This is a genomic window from uncultured Campylobacter sp. (assembly GCF_938045465.1).
Taxonomy (GTDB): Bacteria; Campylobacterota; Campylobacteria; order Campylobacterales; family Campylobacteraceae; genus Campylobacter_B.
Window position 1 is genome coordinate 1 of record NZ_CALIBF010000158.1, and the last position, 6,729, is coordinate 6,729.

The 6,729-nt window shown below is 49.8% G+C and carries 7 protein-coding genes and 1 pseudogene; 1 reads left to right on the plus strand and 7 read right to left on the minus strand.

Features of this window, described 5'->3' with window-relative positions:
- The 5 genes from Q0413_RS07495 to Q0413_RS07515 form a co-directional block, all read right to left on the minus strand.
- The coding region (locus tag Q0413_RS07495) for a DUF6138 family protein (RefSeq protein ID WP_298988367.1) at positions 1-703 on the minus strand (703 nt) is incomplete at its 3' end.
- A gap of 89 nt (positions 704-792) precedes the next feature.
- Positions 793-1,533 (minus strand): sulfite exporter TauE/SafE family protein, encoded by a 741-nt coding sequence (locus Q0413_RS07500; protein ID WP_298988368.1) that lies wholly within the window; start codon positions 1,531-1,533, stop codon positions 793-795.
- Positions 1,534-1,650: 117 nt separating this feature from the next.
- Complete coding sequence (locus tag Q0413_RS07505) at positions 1,651-2,334, minus strand: hypothetical protein (RefSeq protein WP_298988369.1); 684 nt, start codon at positions 2,332-2,334, stop codon at positions 1,651-1,653.
- Between the two features lie 292 nt (positions 2,335-2,626).
- Positions 2,627-2,782: a hypothetical protein gene (locus Q0413_RS07510; RefSeq protein WP_298988370.1), complete on the minus strand. Its 156-nt coding sequence runs from the start codon at positions 2,780-2,782 to the stop codon at positions 2,627-2,629.
- A 74-nt stretch (positions 2,783-2,856) separates the two neighbouring features.
- Positions 2,857-4,281: an SPFH domain-containing protein gene (locus Q0413_RS07515; RefSeq protein ID WP_298988371.1), complete on the minus strand. Its 1,425-nt coding sequence runs from the start codon at positions 4,279-4,281 to the stop codon at positions 2,857-2,859.
- Between the two features lie 159 nt (positions 4,282-4,440).
- Between Q0413_RS07515 and Q0413_RS07520 the strand changes: the two genes are divergently transcribed.
- A complete protein-coding gene (locus Q0413_RS07520; RefSeq protein WP_298988373.1) occupies positions 4,441-5,460 on the plus strand; it encodes an ABC transporter substrate-binding protein in 1,020 nt (339 codons plus the stop codon).
- A 328-nt stretch (positions 5,461-5,788) separates the two neighbouring features.
- Here Q0413_RS07520 and pdxS read toward each other — a convergent pair.
- Positions 5,789-6,457 (minus strand): annotated as a pseudogene (pdxS, locus tag Q0413_RS07525) (pyridoxal 5'-phosphate synthase lyase subunit PdxS); the annotation flags it as partial.
- A gap of 12 nt (positions 6,458-6,469) precedes the next feature.
- Positions 6,470-6,729: helix-turn-helix domain-containing protein (locus tag Q0413_RS07530; protein WP_298988375.1), on the minus strand; the 260-nt coding region annotated here is incomplete at its 5' end.

Below are 6,729 nucleotides of genomic sequence, written 5' to 3' on the forward strand. Positions count from 1 at the left end.
TATCATAAAATTTCGGCAGGAATTTCTCCTCTTTCCAGCGCCGCAGATTATTCTCTAGCGCGATGATAAAATCCCCCAAAAGCCGCCTATTTTTGACGTCCTGCACCGCGGCGATAACCAGCTCAAGCAGCGCCGTTAGCGCCGCTTCGTCGTAATCCATAAGCGAAAGATCGAAAATGCGGTCCATAAACACGAAAATCTCGCGGCCATCTTTGATCTTTTTATCGCGGCGGATGATGATCTCGTCTATATAATCATCCATTTTGCGCTTTAGCTCGGCTTTTCGCGCAGTGTTTTCAAAGTAAAATTTACGCTCGCAGCTGCGCTGCGCCAAGCTGCCGCCCGCGCCTTCAAATTTGACTACCAAATCCAGCTTATACGCAAAAAACGGCAGATTTGCTTCAGCTAAAACCTCCTCCTCCGCGCTCTTTGCGATAAGCGGAATAATGGCCTCAAACTCCTCGCGCTCTAGCTCGTCTATCTCGGGCGCGTCAGCTCTAAAGCTGTCCGCGCCGAAGTCGTGAAGGTAGAGCCTGATGCGCGATCCGCGGCACTCTACGCCCAAAAAATCAAAATACCCCTCTTGCACGCGACACCCCGAATACGGCGCCTCGCCCTTGTACTGCGAGCCGAGCTTATCCCTAATCAGGCGCTTTAGCGCGTCTGAAATTTTGTCCGCTAGCGAAATTTGAGCTTCGTTCATTGACGATCCTTTTAAATTTGAGTTAAATTTGCGGCAAGGCGCTGCGACTAAATTTAGATCCGATTTTAGCTTCGATTCGGCAAGCACGCCTAGCTCAAAGCCAAAAATTTCCTAACCGTTATACAAAGTATCGTGACGATAAGTGCGATCATCCAGCGCTTTTGAGCTTTTTTGCCGATCCTGTGCGAGGTTTTGACGCCCGCATAAACGCCCGCTAGCGAGCCGACGCCGAGTAACGCGCCGATGTCGTAGTGCACGAGCCCGTGCGCGGAGAGGCTAATAAAGCCCGCGCTTGAGGAAAATATCACGAAAAACAGCCCCGTACTGACGGCCTTTTTGATGTCGTAGTTTAAAAAGCTGATCAAAATAGGCATCACGAATACCGCGCCGCCGATACCCACGCTGATCGCCACGGCGCCGACGAACAGCCCCACGATAAAGAGCAAAATTTTAGATTCGTTGGGCTCGCCGGTGGGCTCGGTCGGGGTTTTGAAGAGTTTGATTAAATTTATGATCTGCACTAAAATGAGCGTGCCAAGTAGAAATTTTGAGGAGAAATATCTTACGATAAAGCCGCTGCTAAGCGCGCCGCAAAAGCCTCCGAGCCCCAGCACCAGCGCCGGCGCGACGTCTAGCATTTTGCTTTTAAAATTTACGAACGAGCCGAAAATCGAGCTGAAGATCATCTGCATGATGCTGATGCCGATGGCGTACTTGACGTCGTAGCCGAAGAGCATCATCACGGGCACCACGACCGTGCCGCCGCCGATGCCGAAAAATCCGCTGATAAAGCCTACGCAGGCGCCGATTAAAATGTATTCAAAAAACATCCGTATTCCTTATTTCAGCCCATTTGATCTCTCTGAATTTCGCTTTTTGCAGCTTGTAATTAAAATTATCGCTTGCAAGCGTCTAAATTTAGGCGCGAAATTTAGCAAATTTAAAGCTTAGAGCCGTTTTGCTTCGCGTATCCATTCGCAGTAACGCTCGCGCGAAATTTTTACGTTTTCATATCGTAAGGTGTCCGCGCGAAAGCATTTTAGGCTCAGTTCATTACCCTCAAAGCCCGCAAAATCAGCCTGCTCGTAGATGTCGTAACCGCTCTGCATGCAGTCTAAAACGTCTACATATCTCTGCTCTTCACTCATCGGCTCGGCAAAGCTTACCAAATGCACGCCGTTTGGAGCGCCCCAGTAGCAGCCGCTCGCGGCCAGCGCGTCCCAACCCCGCAGATAGTGCACGCCATCCCAAATGAAGCTCTCCTTGCCGTCTAGCCAGGCGTCCGGCACGAAGCGCATGATCTGCGCTGAGGCTAGATCAAGCACGCTGTAGCCGTATAGATCCTGGCGAAAAACGAGGTAAAATTTGCCGTCTGCGTGGCGGATTAGGCTAAAAAATTCCGCCCGATCGTCTATACAGCGCCAGCTTTTTATCTGCGCTTTGTGAGTATCAAACAGCGTGTATTCGCCGCCGCTAAAGCTTGCCGTGCTGGGCCCATATGCGTCCTTTACGATCTCATATCCGCTACCCAAATTTATCGTTTGGCACCGGGTAAAATTTCGCCCCTCGAAAAGAGTTTCCGCCTGTTTGATGCGCGCTTGGTACTGCGCGGAATTTACGGCGTTTGCCATCGTGCGTTCCTTAAAAATTTTATGAAGACAAGTTGAATTTTGCACTACCGCCAACGGCTCTCGCTTCTTAATTTCATCCGAACCGAATAAACTTAGCCTCGCAGGGCGGCAAAATTTGACCGCTAGGCGGCAGAGCTCAAGCATTTGGCGGCAACCTACAACTACTAAGTGCAATTCGCGTAAATGCTATGCACCCGCGCCTAAATTTTGCCATCGCCTTGCCAATTTTTTAAAATTTACCTGCAGTTTCGGCGCTCTGCGAATACTTGCGATACCGCGCCGCCTTTAAATGCTAGCGCACAAGGGCCTGAAATTTTACGATATTTAAAATTCCGCGACATTTTAAAATTTCACGAAAATCCGAAATTCCGCGAGTATTTGAAATTTCGCAACCTTTAAATTTCGCTAGCGCCTTAAATTTTATCCAATGCAGACAGACAAACTGCACAGACGAGCGGACCGCTCAAATTTGTTCGCCCGCGCGGTGCCGCTAGCGATTTTACTCGCCCAAGACTGCGAATATTACTCGGATCTATCCCCCTCCTTGGCGCCCGAAATTTTATCCAGCACCTTTTTGCCGACCTCGCTTTGATTTAGCGCTTCGAGCATCGCAGCTAGCTGTGCGCCGCCCTTAGCGCTTAAAATTTCGCCGAATTTGCTCATCCCCTCGCCCACGCTGCCTTCGTTTGCGATGATCTTAAGATCCGCCGCGCTTAGCGCCTTGGCCTGCTCCAGGCCGATGTCGCGGTTCGCTTCGATCTGTTTGATTGAGATCAGATAGGTCTGATAGCCCTGATTTTCGCCGATCTCGCGCGCGAGCTCGATCTGTGCGTTTACGGGCGCGAGCTCCTTCAGCCTAAGCGCCTCGGCCTCGGCAGAGCCTATCTTTAGCGTGCCCTGCGCTTCTTTATCCTTCATCTCCAAAAGCGCCGCGGCGGCGAGAAACTGCTTCTCTTTATCGCCCTGCGCTACTAAAATTTGATTTTCCCTGATCGCTTCGGCGTCGCGGATCTTGGCGTTTTTACGCGCTTCGGCGTCGATCTCGATCTTGCGCTGCTCCTGCTCTGCCTTTACGATCTCCACTTGCTTTTTGATCTCGGCCTGCTTGACGTCGTTTACCCGCACGACCTCCATCGCCTTTTCCTGCGTGATCTTTTGCTGATCCTTGATGAGCTGCTCGGCCTGCTCCTTTGAGATCGCGACTTCGCGCTCGTTTTCGACGGTCTTAAGGCCCACCATCTTATTGGCTTCCTGCTGGCGCACTTCGGTTGCCTGCGCGGCTTCGATCTCGGCGATTTGAGCGAGCTTGGTGTTGTTTGCGACCTCGACGCGGCTTTCCTTTTCGATCTGGGATTTTTTCTTCTCCATGATGTTAAAGATAACCTTGCTGCCGCTGCTATCGCGGATATCCATCAGCTCGATGTTTTTAACGGGCTCGATACCCCAGTTTTGCAGCTGCGTCTTTACCGCCTTGGTAAAATCATCCCCGAGCTCGGAGCGGATCTGCAAGATGTCCTCAAGCACGCGACTTGAGAGGATCGAGCGGATCGAGCCTTGGATGATGTTTGTGAGCTGGTTATTCAGATCTTGAAAATTATTGACGCGCTGGGCGGCCAAATTTGAATCCATAATCCTAAAAAACGCCGTGATATCGACGACAAAAGGAAGCCTGCCCAGATCATATGCCTCGTAATCCTCGATCTTGATACTAAAAACAGAGACGGGCAAAACGATCTTCGTAACGCCCAGCACCGGCACCCAGCTTGGAAATTCATAGTAGCTGTTGCCGTTACCGGTGTCTTTGCCGTAGCTCGTCGTCTTGCGAGCACTCTGGACGATATGCACTTCGTTCGTCTCCACTATGCGCCTGAAAAACAGCGGCACGATGATAAAAAGCACCACTAAAATCCCAGCGGCGGCGCCTATTAAATACAAAATTTCATCCATTTTCTCTCCTTCAAAAATGCTAAATTTAAAATGGATTATATAAAAATTTACTTTGAAAAATAATAAATGATCGCAACGGCGGCGGTTAAAATTTACGCAATTTTAATGAGATTTTATGTAATATCGCAGCGTATATTTCAATACCTTTTAGGAGAAAAAATGAAAAAATTTTTACTACTGCTTTTGGCGGGTGCGCTTTTTGCGAGCGCGGCAGAGCTTAGAACTATCAAGGATATGGACGGAGCTGAGGTCAAAATCCCCGCAAAAGTTGAGCGCATCGCGGCACTCTGGCACTCGAACAATCAAATTTTACTGGCTCTGGGCGGAGCGGATAAGATCGTCGCTACCACCGATAATATCAGCAAAAACGCATGGTTTCTTAAAATTTATCCGCGCCTAGCGCAGATCCCAGTACTGCTAAAAAATAACGACGTAAATTTAGAGGAGCTGATGAGCCGTAACCCCGACGTAGTCATCATCTCAACCGCACTGGCGGGCGAAAATTTAGCTAAGCAGGGCTTTACCGTTTTAAAGGCGAGCTTTAGCGATTACGAGCAGATGAGGCGCAGCATCAGGATGTGCGGCGATATGCTAGGCGGCGACGCGCCGCAAAGAGCGAAGGATCTGATCGCAAATCTCGATAAAAATATCGCTTTGGTTAGCGGCCGCACCGCAAATTTAAGCCCCGACAAGCGCCCGCGCGTCCTTCACATCGTAGGCGGAAGCGATCTTTTAAAGATCGACGGCAAGGGCACGCTGATCGACTCGTGGATAGAGCTGGCTGGCGGAACGAATGCGATCACCGCCACAAAAGGTCCGATGAAAACCATCACTGCCGAGGAGATCATCGCTAGCAACCCGCAGATCATAATCGTGGGCGGCGATCACAACGAAGATGCGGTAGAGAAGATCAAATCAAGCCCGGTTTACAGCGGTACGGATGCGGTCAAAAACGGACGCGTTTACGGCAATCCGCGCGGAGTTTTCAACTGGGATCGATACGGCGCGGATACGGTGCTTCAAATTTTATGGGCGGCGAAAACCATCCAGCCCGAGCTTTTTACTGACATCGACGTAAAAGCCGAAACGAAGGCGTTTTATAAAAAATTTATGAATTACGAGCTAAGCGACGCGGAATTTGGATATATTTTAAAAGGACTTAACCCGGAGGGTAAATAAGACGCAGTGCCGAAGCAACGGCGTCAGCGCCGCACCTAGCAGGCAGTATCCGTACCGAATGCTCATCGTGTAGTAGGCGGCAGATACATCGGCACAGAATGTTTCATTGTGCGGCGGCACATCGGTGCCGAGCAGACTGCCTGTCCTATCTCGACACCAGATATACAAATCGTCTAGTCATACGGGCGAGCGGCGTCGTATCGTCAAAATAAGCGGCACTATCTCGCATTTTGGCGCGTTGAAGTGCGGATGCCGCCCGCATAAAGCGCAGATCTCATCGTTGCTCGGCGAGTCGATACCCGAATGAGTGGCGTCACTGTCACATTATCATCATCAAAGCGGCATCGGCAGGTGTTGCCACACCACCAGCTGCGAAGTTAACCACTGGTAGTTTGCCATGCTCATGCACGTATTCCACCAAGTCATAAGGCACCTGCAACTGCTTAGCAGCCTCATACAACTCATCTTCACGCTTGCTTACCAGTTCACGAATCTGGCTCTGCATCAGTCTCATGTGACTCACTGCTTGCACCACATCACCCGTTCCAGGCTCTCCTTTCGTTCGAATCATTGTAGCACCTTCAGCGATTCGGCGCAATGCTTCTCCTAAGTTACGAGCACCGCAGACAAACGGTACATCAAACTGGTTCTTATCGATATGATAGATGTTATCAGCAGGTGACAACACCTCACTCTCATCGATATAATCAATCTCAATTGCTTGCAGGATCTGAGCTTCAGCAATGTGTCCAATGCGGCACTTAGCCATCACAGGGATAGTAACTGCTTGCTGAATACCCTTGATCATTTTAGGGTCACTCATACGCGAAACACCACCTGCTGCACGAATGTCAGCGGGTATTCGCTCTAAAGCCATTACTGCACAAGCACCCGCAGCTTCGGCTATTCGTGCCTGTTCAGGTGTAGTTACATCCATGATAACACCGCCCTTTAACATCTGAGCGAGATTACGATTTAATTCTTGTCTATTAGTCATATTGATTTGATATTAATGTTTTCTCCATTCTGTCGGAGCCTGTCCCATCTGCTTCTTAAAGAACTTTGAGAACTGAGCTTGCGAACTAAAGCCAAAGTCATAGGCTATTTCTTGGATAGTTGATTGCGTTGTACGCAACTGACAGGACAATGCCTCTGCCAGCGTGTGATCGATGATACTCTTCGGCGACTTGCCTGATATGCGATGAGCCACTTGTGAGAGATAACGTGGTGAAACGTTCAGGCAGTCTGCATAAAAGGCTACATCACGGT